General features: G+C 41.8%; 13 protein-coding genes. 10 read left to right on the forward strand and 3 right to left on the reverse strand.

Annotation, left to right across the window (positions count from 1 at the left end; genetic code table 11):
- Positions 1-113 precede the first annotated feature (113 nt).
- The 3 genes from KPF51_RS10420 to speB all read left to right on the forward strand — a co-directional run bounded on the left by KPF51_RS10420 (position 114) and on the right by speB (position 4,485).
- Positions 114-1,409: an FAD-binding oxidoreductase gene (locus KPF51_RS10420; RefSeq protein ID WP_061406296.1), complete on the forward strand. Its 1,296-nt coding sequence runs from the start codon at positions 114-116 to the stop codon at positions 1,407-1,409.
- Between the two features lie 158 nt (positions 1,410-1,567).
- A complete protein-coding gene (gene speA, locus KPF51_RS10425; RefSeq protein ID WP_005724003.1) occupies positions 1,568-3,502 on the forward strand; it encodes a biosynthetic arginine decarboxylase in 1,935 nt (644 codons plus the stop codon).
- Positions 3,503-3,564: 62 nt separating this feature from the next.
- Entirely contained in the window at positions 3,565-4,485 is a 921-nt protein-coding gene (gene speB / locus KPF51_RS10430; RefSeq protein ID WP_061406295.1) for an agmatinase, read from the forward strand.
- A 68-nt stretch (positions 4,486-4,553) separates the two neighbouring features.
- On the opposite strand, the gene KPF51_RS10435 is transcribed toward speB, so the two are convergent.
- Together KPF51_RS10435 and hmpA are read right to left on the reverse strand one after the other, a co-directional pair.
- The gene (locus KPF51_RS10435; protein ID WP_211599555.1) at positions 4,554-7,142 is read right to left on the reverse strand and encodes an ATP-binding protein; all 2,589 of its coding nucleotides are present in this window, start codon (positions 7,140-7,142) and stop codon (positions 4,554-4,556) included.
- A gap of 138 nt (positions 7,143-7,280) precedes the next feature.
- On the reverse strand, positions 7,281-8,435 hold the full coding sequence (hmpA, locus tag KPF51_RS10440) for an NO-inducible flavohemoprotein (protein WP_061406293.1): 1,155 nt from the start codon (positions 8,433-8,435) through the stop codon (positions 7,281-7,283).
- A gap of 276 nt (positions 8,436-8,711) precedes the next feature.
- Between hmpA and KPF51_RS10445 the strand changes: the two genes are divergently transcribed.
- Genes KPF51_RS10445 through KPF51_RS10455 form a run of 3 tightly spaced genes read left to right on the forward strand, consistent with a single transcriptional unit; the run spans position 8,712 to position 12,192 of the window.
- Entirely contained in the window at positions 8,712-10,226 is a 1,515-nt protein-coding gene (locus KPF51_RS10445; protein ID WP_061406292.1) for a sugar ABC transporter ATP-binding protein, read from the forward strand.
- A 37-nt stretch (positions 10,227-10,263) separates the two neighbouring features.
- Positions 10,264-11,235, forward strand: a complete 972-nt coding sequence (locus KPF51_RS10450) for a ribose ABC transporter permease (protein WP_005723988.1) — start codon at positions 10,264-10,266, stop codon at positions 11,233-11,235.
- Positions 11,236-11,262: 27 nt separating this feature from the next.
- The gene (locus KPF51_RS10455; RefSeq protein ID WP_211599554.1) at positions 11,263-12,192 is read left to right on the forward strand and encodes an ABC transporter substrate-binding protein; all 930 of its coding nucleotides are present in this window, start codon (positions 11,263-11,265) and stop codon (positions 12,190-12,192) included.
- A gap of 62 nt (positions 12,193-12,254) precedes the next feature.
- On the opposite strand, the gene KPF51_RS10460 is transcribed toward KPF51_RS10455, so the two are convergent.
- Positions 12,255-12,974 carry a response regulator gene (locus KPF51_RS10460; RefSeq protein ID WP_005717885.1) on the reverse strand — a complete coding sequence of 240 codons (720 nt, stop codon included), beginning with the start codon at positions 12,972-12,974 and terminating at the stop codon, positions 12,255-12,257.
- A 100-nt stretch (positions 12,975-13,074) separates the two neighbouring features.
- Between KPF51_RS10460 and mak the strand changes: the two genes are divergently transcribed.
- Genes mak through KPF51_RS10480 form a run of 4 tightly spaced genes read left to right on the forward strand, consistent with a single transcriptional unit; the run spans position 13,075 to position 16,576 of the window.
- Complete coding sequence (gene mak, locus KPF51_RS10465) at positions 13,075-13,986, forward strand: fructokinase (protein ID WP_005717884.1); 912 nt, start codon at positions 13,075-13,077, stop codon at positions 13,984-13,986.
- A 53-nt stretch (positions 13,987-14,039) separates the two neighbouring features.
- Positions 14,040-14,723 (forward strand): D-lyxose/D-mannose family sugar isomerase, encoded by a 684-nt coding sequence (locus tag KPF51_RS10470; RefSeq protein ID WP_005723984.1) that lies wholly within the window; start codon positions 14,040-14,042, stop codon positions 14,721-14,723.
- A gap of 1 nt (position 14,724) precedes the next feature.
- Entirely contained in the window at positions 14,725-15,609 is an 885-nt protein-coding gene (locus tag KPF51_RS10475; protein ID WP_211599553.1) for a ketose 1,6-bisphosphate aldolase, read from the forward strand.
- Positions 15,596-16,576 (forward strand): carbohydrate kinase family protein, encoded by a 981-nt coding sequence (locus KPF51_RS10480; RefSeq protein WP_005723982.1) that lies wholly within the window; start codon positions 15,596-15,598, stop codon positions 16,574-16,576. Before KPF51_RS10475 ends, KPF51_RS10480 begins: the two co-directional genes overlap by 14 nt.

The raw sequence follows: 16,576 nt of genomic DNA on the forward strand, positions 1-16,576 counted from the left end.
TAAGTTTAAGAACTTCGGGCTGAGTATAGCAAACTTTATAAACTGATTGAATTAAATTGACATATTTACTCGTCGGGGTAAACTGCCAACTAGTGTTATTAGCGAGCGATTTTATGTTAACGTTTTCTCATCAAGAACATATCAAAACTTATTACTCCGACTCCCGTCATCTTCATTTCACTCTTCCGCCTTTACAACAACGAAAATCTGCTGATGTGTGTATCATCGGTGCGGGATTTTTTGGTCTATCGACCGCACTTGAATTAGCGGAACAAGGCAAAAAAGTGATTGTATTAGAAGGCGCTCGTGTAGGCTTTGGCGCCTCGGGGCGAAATGGTGGGCAGGCGATAAACGGTTTTGAAGAAGACATTGGTGATTATATTGAGGCCGTGGGATTTGATACTGCGCAGAAATTATGGCAAATGTCACTAGAAGCGTTAGCGATTATCGAAGAGCGGATTAAAAAATATCATATTCAATGTGATTGGCGTAGAGGTTACGCGACGTTAGCATTAAATTCACGTCGTATGGATGATTTAATTGCGATTGAGAAATCTTGTCGCGAATTTTTTGCTTATCCCCATATGCAATTATGGGATAAAGCCAAATTAGCTGAGAATCTAGGCAGTGAGATTTATACGGGCGCACTCTTTGATGCCAATTCTGGTCATTTACACCCTCTGAATTATTGTTTAGGTTTAGCGAAAGCCTGTTTAGCGTTAGGGGTGGAAATTTATGAACAGTCGCCAGCGGTTGATTTACGTATCGGTAAAGCAAAAGTCAAAGTGAAAACCGATCAAAGTTCGGTGATTGCAAAAGACTTGGTATTGGCCACCAATGCGTATATTCGGGTACTCCCTAAAAAGCTACATCGTGGCATTGCTCGCAAAATTTTGCCAGTAGAAAGTTTTATGATTGCCACTGAGCCGTTAAGTGATGCAATGGCGGAGAGTTTGATTCGCAACCGTATGTCAGTGTGTGACAATAATTATTTCTTAGATTATTACCGTTTAAGTGCCGACAATCGCTTGTTATTTGGCAGTGATTCGAGTCCGGGCTTGGATATGATGACGGTTATGCGCTGCAATATGTTGCACGTGTTTCCTCAGTTAGAAGATGTCAACATTGACTATGGTTGGGGCGGACCTATTGATATGACCTTGAATTCCAATCCACATTTTGGTCGAATTGCGCCGAATATTTATTTTGCGCAAGGGTATTCTGGGCATGGGGTGGCGTTAACTGGATTAGCGGGGCGTATTGTGGCTGAAGCTATTTTAGGTAACGATGAACGTTTACGCGTATTTGAGCAACTGAAAGTGCCGAGTGTGCATGGCGGTAAGTTACTGCAAAAAGCCACCTTATTTGTGGGCACTAAATACTATCGCTTTTTAGATAAATATCGTTGATATTCTAAGAGGAAAAGTCGTAAGAAAAAACTAGTTATTCCCCTTGTTTTGCTTTATTCTTGCAAACGTTTTTCTGTAATTGCGATGGGACAGAAAAAATAAAATATGGCGCGTTGGCGCTTGAATTTTTGACTCCTTTTAAGAGGTAAACTAAGACATTGGAACAGGTTACTTTAACGTCTGATGGCACTTCATCCGTGTTTGCTGAAAATACCGTACGTGAAGTGTGTAACATCAATTACTGGGGGATGCGTTATTATAACGTAGATGAAAAAGGGGACATTTTTGTTTGTCCTGATCCTGACAAACCACAAAATCGTGTGTCTTTGGCGGCGTTAGCAGAAAAAGTACAGCGAGAACAAGGCGCCCATTTACCGACGCTCTTCTGCTTTCCGCAAATTATTCAACACCGGTTACGCTCGATTAATCAAGCGTTTAAACGTGCCCGTGAAGATTTTGGTTATGAAGGGAATTATTTCCTCGTTTATCCAATCAAAGTGAATCAACATCGACGTATTGTCGAGTCATTAATTAGCTCAGGTCAGCCGCTTGGTTTAGAAGCTGGGTCAAAGGCGGAATTGATGGCGGTACTAGCACATGCAGGGATCACGCAAACGGTAATCGTCTGTAATGGCTATAAAGATCGGGAATATGTTCGTTTTGCCCTGATGGGTGAAAAACTCGGACATAAAGTGTATTTAGTGATTGAAAAGCTCTCTGAAATCCAGCTTGTTTTAGAGGAAGCAGCAAAACTGAATGTGAAGCCACGCTTAGGGGTACGTGCACGTTTAGCCTCACAGGGATCTGGTAAATGGCAATCTTCAGGTGGCGAAAAATCAAAATTTGGTTTATCTGCCTCACAAGTCTTGTCTTTAGTTCAGATGTTAAAAGAACATGACTGTCTCGATTGTTTACAGCTACTACATTTCCACTTGGGATCACAGCTTGGCAACATTCGTGATGTGGCGACAGGTGTGCGAGAAAGTGCTCGTTTTTATGTCGAATTGCATAAATTAGGCGTCAATATTCAGTGCTTTGATGTGGGTGGTGGCTTAGGTGTGGATTACGAAGGTAACCGCACACAATCCGATTGCTCAGTGAACTATGGTCTAAATGAATATGCCGATACGGTTGTGTGGGGCATTGGTCAAGCCTGCCGTGAGCATGGTTTACCACATCCTACCATTATCACCGAATCGGGTCGTGGTGTGACTGCACACCATGCCGTTTTAGTTTCTAATGTGATTGGTGTAGAACGTTATAAATTTGAAACCTTAGCGGCGCCAGCAAAAGACGCACCAAGTGTGTTGCATAGTATGTGGGAAACTTGGGTGGATATTCAGTCTTCACGTGAAAAACGGTCGTTACGCAGTTGGATTCATGAAAGCCAATTTGATTTATCAGATGTACATAATCAATACAATGTTGGGTTGCTGAATTTAGAACAGCGTGCATGGGCTGAGCAACTTTATCTGAATATTTGTCATGAAGTGGGGCAATTATTTAATGAAAAGCACCGTTCTCATCGTACAATTATTGATGAACTGCAAGAACGCTTTGCGGATAAATTGTATGTGAACTTTTCTTTGTTCCAATCCTTGCCTGATGCATGGGGCATTGATCAGCTTTTCCCGGTCTGTCCAATTTCGAATTTAAATCAACCGGTGAGCCGTCGTGCAGTATTATTAGATATTACCTGTGATTCAGATGGCACGATTGATCATTATATTGATGGGGATGGTATTACGACTACCATGCCGATGCCACATTATGAAGAAGACAATCCACCGTTATTAGGCTTTTTTATGGTGGGGGCATATCAAGAAATTTTAGGTAACATGCATAACCTATTTGGTGATACCAGTACAGTGGATGTGTTAGTTCATGAGCAGGATAAGGCTGATATTGTGGACTACGACGAAGGTAATACCGTAGCAGATATGTTGGAATATGTTTATCTCGATCCGAAAAAATTATTGGATCGCTATCGTGAACAAATTGAGCATTCAAACTTACCTGCGTCAGAAGCCATTCAGTTCTTAAATGAACTTGAGGTGGGCTTGAATGGTTATACCTATTTAGAAGATGAATAATCAGCAAAAGTGCGGTATGTTTTTCAGAAAATTGACCGCACTTTAAAATAACGGGATTCACTATGTACAATACCTTAAACAATAAAGAAGATATTTCATTAGTTTCAAATAATTTTGGTTTTCTACGCTTACCTGTTCACTTTAATCCCATCGAAACAGATGCGGAGTGGGTGATTACTGGCGTACCGTTTGATGCGTCGGTATCAGGTCGCGCAGGAACGCGTTTTGGTGCGGAAGCTATTCGTCGTGCGTCGGTGAATTTGGCGTGGGAACACTGCCGCTTTCCATGGGATTTTGATGTGCGTGAGCGTTTGAAGATCGTGGATTGTGGCGATTTGGTTTATTCCTTCGGTGATAACCAAAATTTCGTAGAAGAATTAGAAGCGCACGCAACCGCTTTATTAAAAGCGGGTAAGCGTTGCTTAACTTTTGGTGGTGATCATTTCATTACCTTGCCTTTATTACGTGCCCATGCAAAACATTTTGGTAAGTTGGCGATGATTCACTTTGATGCCCATACGGATACTTATGAAAATGGTAGTCGTTATGATCACGGTACCATGTTTTACCATGCGCCAAACGAAGGATTAATTGATGCAGCCCATTCGGTACAAATTGGTATTCGTACTGAATTTGATCGCAACTTACCATTTACGGTACTTTCTGCGCCACAAGTCAATGATGACTGCGTGGAAACTACGGTTGCAAAAATCAAAGAGGTGATCGGTGATTTACCGGTCTATTTAACCTTTGATATTGACTGTTTAGATCCCGCGTATGCACCGGGTACCGGTACGCCAGTCTGTGGTGGATTAAGTACAGACAAAGCATTGAAAATTTTACGTGCCTTGAAAGAGGTGAATATTGTGGGTATGGATTTGGTTGAAGTGTCTCCTGCCTATGATCAATCAGACATCACTGCCTTAGCAGGGGCAACCTTGGCACTAGAAATGCTGTATATGCAAGGGGCGAAAAAAGGCTAATATTCCTTTTTCTTGAGCAAGAAAAATCCACTTTTGTTAAGAAAGTGGATTTTTTTATGCTTGATAACTCAAAGTGCAGTGAGTTTCTGCTGCAATTCTACTTGTTTAAAGGGTTTGACAAGGACAGGGAATTGTTCTGCTTTTTCTCTTTGCTCAGTATGCCCTGTCATCAACAGGATCTTCACTTGCGGTAAGTGTGTTTTTACCCATTTTGCGACATCTACTCCGGTTAATTTGCCGGATAACATAATATCAGAGAGTAAATAATCAATCGTTAGTCCTTGTTCTAATAAGGCAAGGGCTTGTTCACCTGATTCACATAAAACGGGTTGGTAGCCCATTTCATGTAATTGTTCTGACAGAGTTTCGCGTACACTGGCTTTATCTTCCACTACCAGAATCTGGTATGTTGTATCACAGCTCAGACGAGGTTGGGATGTCAACGCTGATACATCTTGTATTTGTTGTGCGATTGGCAATTGCAAATGAATAGCGGTACCTTGATCAGGTTGGGACTCAATCAGTACACGTCCTTTTGACTGGCGGATAAACCCATAGACCATGGATAAGCCCAAGCCACTTCCGCGCCCATTTTGTTTGGTGGTGAAGAATGGTTCAAATACCCGTTTTTGTGTTTGCTCATCCATCCCACAACCGTCATCAATGATTGAGAGTTGCACCATCTCCTCTTGGCAATGAGTGCGTTGTACTGTTAATTGTGTGCTGCGAATGATGATATTACCTTCGTGATTGAGTGCATCTTTCGCATTGACAATTAAATTCGCTAAAGCGGTTTCGAGCTGGTTTTTATCAATATAGACTAAAGGCAAATATTCGCCCAATTCGAGTTGCACATTAATCGTTGGGGGAATGGTGTGTTTAATCAAATCATTAAACTCAATCACCAGTTGATTAATATCTAAAACTGTAGGGTGTAACGGTTGTTTTCGTGCATAGGCTAACAAGCGTTGTGTCAGCGTTGCACTCTTTTCTGCCGCTTTCAAGGCACGCTGTAGACGTTTGACTTGGCGTTCATCAAGCCCATGCGGATCAATTAAATCCAAATTACCAATAATCACAGCTAAGAAGTTATTGAAATCATGAGCAATTCCACCGGTGAGGTGACCGATGGCTCGCATTTTTTGACTGTGTGCAATTTCGTTTTCTAATTTTTTGCGTTGTGTACGATCAATTAAAAAGATGACTAGTCCATCTTTTAATGGACTAACCCGCCATTCCAGTACTTGCTGTGAATATTCAATTTCAAGGAAATCTTCCGCTTGCCGAATTTGTTTCAGTAAGGCGAGATCAATTGGTTGTTCCCAGCCGCTTACCTTAGCGTGTTTATGATTAAAGTAATCCACCAGTGTGTGTAAGCTTAATGGGGAGGTGTGCGTAAAAAAGTCACCTAGTAGTGTGTTAAATTGTGCGTTGTAAGACACTAAGTTAAGTTGTTGGTCAAAAATGGCGAGACCATCGCGCATGGCTAAAAACGTGTGTTCTAATAATTCACTCTTTTCTTTTAATAATGAGTCAGTTTGCTCTAAGGTCAGCACATTTTGGTGAAAAATATCAAAGGTCCGTGCTAAATCGCCAATTTCATCTTGGGTTTGTTGTTGCGGTACCGTCACGTTTTTATCGCCTTGTGATAAGCGTTTTAACGCATCAGTAATAGAATATAAGCGTTTGCCGATCAAGGAATAAATGTATTGTCCTAGGATAATAATCAATAAAATCGTAAATAACGAAAAGAGCAAAATAGACAAAGTAAGTGTGGATAATCGTTGTTGAATTTGTTCTGAATCAATATCCACGCTGTCCACTTTTTCTTTCGCCAATTGTGTATATTGTTGGCTAATTTGTTGCACCAAAGCATCAATCTGGAAGGTGAGGAATTGCACGCGTAAATTGATCTTTTCAAGGGCTTTAGCATTGTCAATCAACTGTGGGAAAATGGCTTTGAGCTTATCCAGTTCTTGGTTAATGTCGGTTAAGTAATCAACTGCAGGAAAGAGTAAAAAATTGGACTCAATGCTGATAAAAATCCCCGTCGAAAAATTACTTTTGGTGGCATCTTCAATTAATTTTTCCATACGGTTCAGCTGCGATAAAAAAGTGGCAGGGATCTGTTCTGGCAGTGCGGTATTTTTTTCCAGTCTTTTAATATGCTGAATGTGGAGCAACCCTTGGTTTAATTCACTAATGATTGTGGTGTTAAGGATATGACGTTGGTGGGTTTGTAATAATAAGTCCTGTACACTCTTTCCAAGTAAATCAATGTGATAGATGATATTGGCAAAGCGTTGGTCCTCTGGTGTAGACCGCTTCGCTTGAGTTAAGAGCATTTGTAATTGCTCAGCATGATGTGCCAAGGTCTTGGATTCTTCCTGATACTCTAACGCGCGTGTTGTTTGAGTAAGGCGTTTTGCATAAGTAGAAATTTGTGCGGTTTTTACCCCTAGGGTCATCGAGGAAAACATCTGATTTAATGAACTATCACGCAGATTGGATAAGGCGTTATAGGTGCTATTTAAGCCAATAATGGCGGTGCCACTAATAAAAATAATCAGGAAAATGGCGGTGATTAAAAAGATCACGAGCCGAAAGCGAACACTGTAGGGTTTTGGCAAGAAGGCGCTGGTAAAAAAACGTTTCATAAATGGACCGCACTTTATTTGTCATCTTGAATGGTACATCAAACATTGTACGGAGAATCAAGAAAAAATACAGGATAATTATGAAAAGGTTGTTCGAAAAGAAAACGACCTACACGGAGGTAGGTCGTTGGCATGTGATTAAACAGTAACCACACTCATTTTGGGACCAAAGGGTTCGAAAAGAAGATCACTCTCTGACCAACCTTGCTGTTTTAAGAGCGCAATGATGCCTTCCATAAAACCAATGGAACCACAGACATAGATGCTCGCCTCTTTTGGCAGATGCTGAGTGATAAATGTGGCATCAATACGGGGTTGCTCAGCAGTATAAATGAGGTGTTGCTGTGCATTTCCTGCTTGTTTGATTAAGCTCTCTACTTCATCTTTGAAAGCATGGTTATCGGCATGCCGGCAAGAATGTATCCAATGGATTTCACGTTGATGGTCAACATTGATTTGTTGTTCTAACATTGCGAGTAAGGGGGTAATCCCAATGCCACCGCTAATTAAAACTAATGGCTTATCGTCCTGTTTTAGTACAAAATCCCCTGCTGGGGCAGTTAAATCAAGGGTATCGCCAATCTGGATATGGTCATGCAAGTAGTGAGAAACCAAGCCTTTACACTCCCCCACGCCTTCGCGTTTTACAGCAAATTTTAACCCTTCTGTCGTGTTGATTGAGCAGAGGGAATAGTGACGCCAGGCGGTATTTTCTTCCCCTTCTGGTTTTACGCGTACGGTAATGTACTGTCCTGCTTGTAAGTCGGGTAATGAGAAATCAGGTTTGACGGTAAATTCGACGACTTGATCAGAAACAACACGTTTATTGACTACTTTGAACGGTTGGTAGCCCTCCCATGCTGCTTTATCATACATGGTTTGTTCTACCTGAATAAACACATCCGCAATCACACCATAGGCTTTACCCCATGCGTCTATAATCTCTGGTGTTGCGGCATCGCCTAAGACTTCTTTAATCGCTTTTAACAGATTTTCCCCCACAATTGGATAATGTTCCGGCTTGATTTCTAATGCACGGTGTTTATGTCCAATTTGAGTGATATGAGGGAGAATAGCCTCTAGATTATCAATATGTTTGGCAGCGGCCAGGACAGTACTGGCAAGTGCCATCGGTTGGCGACCTTGTTTTTGGTTGGTTTTATTGAACACGTCGAGAAGCTCTGGATGAGCAGTAAACATATTGTGATAAAAGGTTTGTGTAATCGTCGTTCCGTATTGTTCTAAAACGGGAATTGTTGCTTTGATAATATCGCGGGTATGTTGATCTAACATTTTTTCTTCCTTGATTTAGTAATAATAGTTGAGTGTTATACTCGGGTTTGTTCGCGTTTAATTTAGTGAAAACAAAGCAAGCTTTCTATACCTTATTCGAAGTAGAACGAGGAAAATTTTGATTTAAATCAAAGAGTAAAAATAAGTTTTGTGATCAATTTCACAGATTGAGAAAATCTTATCAATTATGACAATTATGAACGGGATTCAACATTTTCCATTCATATTGTTATGGTTAAATGCGATTATGTTTATTTTATCAAGGGATTTTTTCGGATGGAGCACGTTAATTCAACACCACCTGCTCGCCCTCTGTTAGAAATGAAAGGTATTGCCAAGCGCTTTGGTACCTTTTATGCGCTACAAGATGTGGACTTATCCATTTATCGTGGTGAAATCCATGCCTTAATGGGGGAAAATGGGGCGGGTAAAAGTACCTTAATGAAAATTCTCGCTGGAGCATATACCGCCTCTGCAGGTGAAATTTTAATTGATGGAGAACCCTTTTCTATTTCTTCGCCAAAAGATGCGATTAAAGCTGGTATTACCTTGATTTATCAAGAAATCCACCTTTCACCTAATTTAACTGTGGCAGAAAATATTTTTCTCGGTTGTGAGATTAAAACCTTGTTTGGTCTCGATCGTAAAACTATGGCAGAAGAGTCACAGAAAGTACTTGATCGTTTAGGCGCACAGTTTTTAGCCACGCAAAAAGTCTCATCTTTAACGATCGCAGAACAGCAACAAGTAGAAATTGCCCGTGCCTTATACCGAAAAAGTCGCATTCTTGTGATGGATGAGCCGACTGCGGCGTTGTCTTCTCGTGAAACGGAACGACTGTTTGCCTTAGTGAAAAAATTACGTGATGAAGGCATGGCGATCATTTATATCAGCCACCGTATGGCAGAAATTTATGAGCTTGCTGACCGTGTTAGCGTGCTACGCGATGGTAAATATGTCGGTTCTCTAACCCGTGATAATTTGGATTCCGCTACTCTCGTACAGATGATGGTAGGACGCCCGTTAACTGACTTATTTAATAAAGAGAAAGTGCCTGTTGGGGAAGAGGTTCTACGGGTAGAAAACTTATCTGATGGACACAAACTCAAAGATGCCTCTTTGGTTGTGCGTGCTGGTGAGATTGTCGGATTGTCCGGATTAGTGGGCGCGGGACGCTCTGAGCTCGCACATTTACTCTTCGGCGTGAAACGCGCAACGAAAGGCAAAATCTATTTGAGTGGCGGTGAAATCAGTTTTTCTTCACCACGAGAGGCGATCGCTCATCATGTAGCATTATTGCCAGAAAACCGTAAAGAAGAAGGCTTGTTTTTAGATCTCAATATTCTCAAAAATGTCACGATGGCGACTTTAGAGCGTGATGCCACGATGTTGGTGATCGATCAAGGTAAAGGCAAACAAACCACGCAAGCGGCGATTGAAGGATTGAAAATGCGTGTGCCGAGTGCGAATGTCAATGTCAGTGGCTTATCCGGTGGGAATCAACAAAAAGTCTTGTTATCACGCTGGGCGGCAATTGAACCGAAGCTATTCATCATGGACGAGCCAACGCGCGGTGTGGATGTCGGGGCGAAAAGTGAAATTTATCGCATGATGATTGAAATGGCGAAAAAAGGGGTCGCGATTTTAATGATTTCCAGTGAGTTGCCTGAAATTGTGGGTATGAGCGATCGCGTTTATGTCATGCGCGAGGGCTATACTGTGGGTGAATTAGAAGGCGATAACATTAATCAAGAGCGTATCATGGCATTGGCTTGTGGCGCACAATCATAATGAAAATATAAAAAGAACTCAGTTAGGAGAAGTAACCATGGGAACAACACAACCGGTTAAACCGGGTTTTAAAAAACTGGCAATTGCAGATGCGATGCAGGCAATGGGGATTTTGCCCATCTTGATTTTAATTGTGATCGTATTTTCGTTTGTGGCACCAAACTTTATGACCGAAGCCAATATGATGAATATTACGCGTCAGGCATCAATTAATATTGTGTTAGCCGCAGGGATGACATTTGTGATTTTAACGGGTGGGATTGACCTTTCCGTTGGTTCGATTTTAGGGGTGACGGCGGTGATTGGACTGGTTACCTCGCTCAATCCCGCATTGGCAGAATTTGCGGTCCCGTTAGCGTTACTCGCGGGTTTAGGTATGGGGGTATTTAATGGTTTATTGGTTGCGTATGCAGGTCTACCTCCATTTATTGTCACGCTAGGTACATATACTGCATTACGTGGCGCAGCCTATTTAGTAGCCGATGGGACAACGGTGATCAACTCTAAAATCTCATTCAGTTGGATAGGAAATGGTTATCTTGGCTCGGTACCTTGGCTAGTGATTATCGCCTTTGCCGTGATTGCCGTGTGCTGGTTTATTTTACGTCGCACGACGTTAGGCACCCATATTTATGCGGTTGGGGGTAACTTGCAAGCCGCACGTTTAACAGGTATCAAAGTCTCTTTAGTCTTAATCTTCGTTTACGCTGCCAGCGGATTATTATCTGGCTTAGGCGGCGTAATGAGTGCATCGCGTTTGTATAGCGCCAATGGTAATCTTGGTGTAGGCTATGAACTTGATGCAATCGCAGCCGTTATTTTAGGTGGCACGAGTTTCGTGGGCGGTATCGGAACCATTACGGGGACGCTCATCGGTGCATTAATTATTGCGACTTTAAATAATGGTATGACTTTAATGGGAGTGTCATATTTCTGGCAGCTCGTTATTAAAGGTGGGGTAATCATCGTGGCAGTATTGATCGACAAATACCGTACCCGTTCAGCTTAAACAACATCCAATATAGGAGAGGTTATAATGAAATTAAAAACATTAGCAGTATCTTTAATGTTAGCCATGGCACCTTTTGCACAAGCGAAAGAATTAAAATCGATCGGTGTGACCGTTGGTGATCTCGCTAACCCATTCTTCGTACAAATTGCGAAAGGGGCAGAGTTAAAAGCAAAAGAGCTTGCTGGCGACAAAGTAAACGTTGTTTCTGTATCCAGTGGTTACGATTTAGGTCAACAAGTGGCACAAATCGATAACTTCATCGCGGCAAAAACCGACATGATTATCCTTAACGCAGCGGATTCTAAAGGGATTGGACCTGCCGTAGAGCGTGCACGTAAAGCCGGTATTGTGGTGGTGGCAGTGGACGTTGCAGCGGATGGCGCGGACGCAACAGTCACTTCAAATAACTACCAAGCGGGTGAAATTGCCTGTCAAACTATCGTTGAAAAACTCAACGGTAAAGGTAATGTGGTGATCATCAATGGACCACCAGTATCTGCGGTACAAGATCGTGTACAAGGTTGCCAAGATGTATTTGCTAAACACGCTGACATCAAAGTGTTATCACATAACCAAAACGCGAAAGGTAGCCGTGAAGGTGGTTTAGAAGTGATGACTTCATTATTAATTGCACATCCGAAAATTGATGCGGTGTTCGCCATCAATGACCCAACGGCGATTGGTGCAGATTTAGCTGCAAAACAAGCACAACGTAATGAGTTTTTCATTATGGGTGTGGACGGCTCGCCAGATGGTGAAGAAGCCTTGAAATTATCAGATAGCTTATTCCGTGGTACACCAGCACAAGATCCACAAGTGATGGCAGCGGAAGTGGTGAAAATTGGTTACGATATTTTACAAGGCAAACCAGCACCGAAAGACCCCGTGTTAATTCCTGTACATTTAATTACACGTGATAACATTAAAGATTATAAAGGTTGGACTGTGAAGTAATTACCTGATTCCCCCTCCTGAGTTTGGGAGGGGGCTTATTATTTGTGGTTAAACATGCGACATTAACAGCGCTCAACCGCGACGGCAAATAAATAACCCATGCCGCGAACAGTTTGAATATAAGTTGGTGCCTTGGGGTTAGGCTCAATTTTTTTACGTAACCGCATAATGAGCACATCGACAGTGCGGTCAAAAATTTCTAAGCTTTCCGTGTGTGTCAGTTCAAGTAACTTTTCACGAGAAAGAACTTTTTGTGCATGAGAAACTAAGGCGTGTAATAAGGTGTATTCTCCTTGCGTCAGCTCAATATCCACTTTTTGTGGCGAATATAATTTCCGATTTTGTGTATCTAGCACCCAATGATGAAAAGTAAAACCTTGATGTGAGGCGCTAGTTGAAAAAGGTTGTGGCTGATGGCGACGTAACGCGACTTTCGCTCTTGCAACGACCACGCGAGGATAAAAGGGTTTGGAGATGTAGTCATCAGCACCCATTTCTAAGCCAACAACAATATCGGATTCAGAATCTAGCCCACTTAACATAATCACAGGGGCAGTGGTCAGGCTTTTTAAACGCTGTAAGAGAATTAATCCATTTACATCAGGCAGAATTAAATCAAGAAAAATTAATGAAAAGTGCGGAGTCGATTGCAACAAAGCTAACGCTTGCTGACCGGTTTGAGCCGTCATAACAGTATAGCCATGTTCCTCAAAAATATCGGTAAGCAATTCACAAACTTGAACATCATCATCAATGACAAGAAGAGAAGTATTTTGTTGCATTTGTATATCCATGCCTTAAATAGATTATTTTTTAAGTATATATAATTTCTAACAGAAAGAGTATTCATCAATAAACAAAATCTAAAACGATGAGGTAGTTATGCGTATTGGTATCGATCTGGGTGGCACGAAAATTGAAGTGATCGCCCTTTCTAATGAAGGCAAAGAGTTATTCAGAAAACGAGTACCTACACCAAGAGGGTCTTATGAAGCAACATTAGCTGCAATTAAAGGGCTGGTAGATGATGCGGAACAAGCAACGGGACAAACAGGTACGGTGGGTATTGGTATTCCGGGGACGATTTCGCCGTTTAGCCATAAAGTGAAAAATGCTAATTCCGTGTGGTTAAATGGTCAACCATTAGACAAAGATCTTTGTCGCTTATTGGGTCGCGAAGTCCGTATTGCCAATGACGCAAATTGCATGACAGTATCTGAAGCCACAGACGGTGCAGGGGCAGGAAGTGCGGTCGTGTTGGCGTTAATTTTAGGAACAGGATGCGGTTCAGGCATTGTGATTCATGGTAAACCACATCATGGTGGTAACGGTATCGGGGGAGAATGGGGACACAATCCTTTGCCTTGGATGGATGATGAAGAAAAAGCCGTTGCGCAACAAACACCATGTTATTGTGGTAAACACGGTTGTATTGAACAATTTGTGTCAGGCACAGGGCTGTGTGATGATTATGAGCGTCGTTCGGGAAAACGTTTGAAAGGAGATGAGATTCTTGCTTTAGCTGAGCAAGGCGATGCGCTAGCCGAACAATCCTTCCAAGCTTATGAACGTCGCTTGGCGAAAGCGTTGTCCTCTTATGTCAATATGCTCGATCCTGATGTGATTGTCTTCGCAGGCGGTGTATGTAATGTTGATAGACTTTACACCAATGTGCCTAAGCTGATGCCACAGTATATTTTTGGTCATGAGTTCCATACTCCTATTCGCAAAGCATTACATGGTGATTCCAGTGGCGTGCGTGGTGCGGCATGGCTATGGCCACTGGAAAAATAAAATTTCGTTAAATTGACCGCACTTTGATGGGGTTTCTTTAAGGGGGATAAGCGATGAAACGTTCTGAAATTAACCAAGTATTAGGCGAATTTAAGGCATTGATGCAACGTCATTGTTTTTATTTGCCCGAATTTGCAGATTACCGTTTGGCAGATTGGAAGCTCGCCGATTTAGTAAGCCAACAAGAAGTATTAGATGCGCGTCTTGGTTGGGATGTCACGGATTTCAATTTGAATGATTTTGCGAAATATGGTTTAACGTTATTTACCATTCGTAATCAATCCTCCACTAATCAGAAACCCTATGCGGAAAAAATTATGATGGTAAAAGAGGGGCAAGTCACTCCGATGCATTATCATTGGAAAAAAATGGAAGATATTATTAATCGAGGTGGTGGTACCTTGGTGATTCGTTTGTATCGACGTGATGAGCAAACGGATTTGTTAGATGAAAAATCGACTATTCAAGTGGCGGTGGATGGCAAACAGGTCACGGTCAATGCAGGTGGTTTAGTCAAACTTAAACCAGGACAAAGTATTTGTTTAACCCCTTTCTTGTATCATAGCTTTTGGGCTGAGGATGGTGTGGTATTAGCAGGGGAAGTGTCTATGGCAAATGACGATTTAACCGATAATCGTTTTTTAGCACCGTTGGGTCGTTTTTCACACATTGAGGAAGATGAACCCCCTCTTCATTTACTTTGTAGTGATTACCCTCAGTATTTAGCAGGAGCATAACATGGGATTATTGAACTTAAAGTCAATGCTTTCCGTCGCAAATCAACATCAATTTGCGGTCGGGGCATTTAATGCGATTGACTCAAATTTTATTGATGCAGTGTTTACTGCAGCACAACAAAATCAGTCACCGGTAATTATTAATGTGGCTGAAGTGCATTTAACGTATATTGATTTAGAATCCACCGCTGAATATATCAAGAAAAAAGCTATGTTAGCAGGCGTTCCCGTGTGCTTAAATTTAGATCATGGATTGACGTTTTCCACCGTTGAGCGTGCAATTAAATGTGGTTTTTCTTCCATTATGTTTGATGGCTCCTCACTTACTTACGCAGAAAATATTGCGCAAACTCGTAAAGTTGTCGAACTTTGTCAAAATTATGGCATTTCTGTTGAAGGTGAACTTGGTGCAGTGGGGGGAGATGAACATGGCGCGTTAGAAAGTTGTGCTGATGTGGCGCTTTATACCAATGTTGAACAGGCTGTGGAGTTTGTGCGCGAAACAGGCATTGATGCCCTCGCTGTTGTGATTGGGAATACCCATGGTAAATATAAAGGTGTGCCTAAGTTAGATTTTGAACGTCTGGCGCAAATTCACCAAGCGGTTTCTGTCCCGTTAGTATTACACGGAGGTTCGGGATTAAGCGCTGACGATTTCCGCAAAACGATTCAACGTGGCATTTGCAAAATTAATTTCTTTACAGGCATGTCACAAGCGGCGTTACAGTCACTTGAAAAAGATATGCAACACGCCGATCTCGAAACAAAATATCATTATTACCTCATTATGATGAACCGTATGCAACAGGCGATTTCTGACACGGTTGCAGAACAGATGAATATCTTTAACAGCATTAATAAGGCGCATTTATATGCAACAACGTAATGGCATTCTCGCCATCGGTAATTTATTAGTGGATCGTGCCCTACTGATTTCGGATTATCCACAAGAGTCCATGTTAGCCACGATTTCTAACATGGAGCTCCATTGTGGCGGCGGTTGTACCAATGTGTTATTTAATTTGGCAAAACTTGATCCACATTTACCGCTTTTTCTTGCCGGTGCCATTGGTCAAGATGGCGAAGGACAGTTGATTTTACAACAAGCTAAGCAGCATCATATTAATGTTGACAATGTAGTCCAGTTAGCTCTACCAACCTCATTTACTGATGTGATGATCAATTCACAGACTGGTGATCGTACGTTTTTCCATTACGTTGGCGCAATGGCGGAATATCAAGCTGCACATATTTTGCAAATTGATCATCCCGCGAAAATTGCCCACATCGCTTATTTACCGCTATTGCCTAAATTGCTTGATGTAGAGGTGTTAAAACACACGCTGACCAGTCTGCAACAAAAAGGCTTTCTCATTTCCATTGATTTAGTTTCCGTAGCGAATAAACAGATCTTTACTCAACAAATCCTACCAATTTTGCCTTATGTGGATTATGTGATTATTAATGATATTGAAGCCAAATGGTTGACCAATTCAGAGGCATTCGCATCGAGCAAAACTATGTTACAGCGCATGGCGGAGCAAATGATGGTATTGGGCGTGCGTGATACGGTGATCATTCATGAGCCTAAATGGGCTGTTGCAATGAATCAACAAGGTGAACAGGTTGCGATACCTTCGTACTGGGTAGAAAAACAAAATATCGTGAGTACCTTAGGGGCAGGTGATGCTTTCTGTACAGGGGTGCTTTATGGTTTACATCATGGCTTACCTTTAGTTGAGGTACTTAAACTCGGTCACGGGTTAGCGTACTTCAATTTATTCTCCATGTCCGCAACGGGCGGTGCAGTGAGTTATGGCGAACTGCAAACGTTTATCAAACAACAGCAATAA

The organism is Pasteurella sp. XG20 (assembly GCF_018968665.1).
Classification (GTDB): domain Bacteria; phylum Pseudomonadota; class Gammaproteobacteria; order Enterobacterales; family Pasteurellaceae; genus Pasteurella; species Pasteurella multocida.